The organism is Enterobacter sp. IF2SW-B1 (assembly GCF_001743375.1).
Lineage (GTDB): Bacteria > Pseudomonadota > Gammaproteobacteria > Enterobacterales > Enterobacteriaceae > Enterobacter > Enterobacter bugandensis.
In genome coordinates this window covers 1-553 of sequence record NZ_MJAA01000161.1, presented here as the reverse complement: position 1 = coordinate 553, position 553 = coordinate 1, and the positions used below count along the sequence as shown (strand labels likewise).

The following is a 553-nucleotide window of genomic DNA, read 5'->3' as shown; positions in this document are numbered from 1 at the left end:
TATATCTATATTCGATTAAAACTAGGTAAACAAGTAAACCGAAAGCGAATTTATCGTTTGATGAAAGAACTTAATTTAAAAGCGGTAATACGTCAAAAGCGAAAACCTTATCGCCGTTCAACGCCACAAATCACATCAGAAAATAAGCTTAATCGACAATTTGACATTGATACGCCAAATAAAGTTTGGTTAACAGATGTAACAGAATTTAAAATCAAAGAAGGTAGTAAGATATATTTGAGTGCCATTTATGACTTAGGTGTTAAACGTATTGTTAGTTATAAGCTAGGCCCTTCTAACAATAATCAATTAGTATTTAAAACATTCAATCAAGCGATAGAAAAAGTAGAAAATACCAAAGGTATTTTATTTCATAGTGACCGAGGTTTTCAATATACATCGAAAACATTTAAACATATGTTGGATGAATGTGGCATGATTCAAAGTATGTCACGTGTTAGCAAATGTATCGATAACGGTCCAATGGAAGGTGTATGGGGTACAATAAAAAGTGAAATTTTTAGAGGAAATAAGCACTTTAAATTTAATAGTG

Annotated in this window: 1 protein-coding gene; it reads left to right on the top strand. The window is 30.9% G+C overall.

Annotated elements, in window-relative coordinates:
• A partial coding sequence (locus tag A6013_RS26040) for an IS3 family transposase (RefSeq protein ID WP_139128279.1) occupies nt 1-553 on the top strand: 553 nt, incomplete at both ends.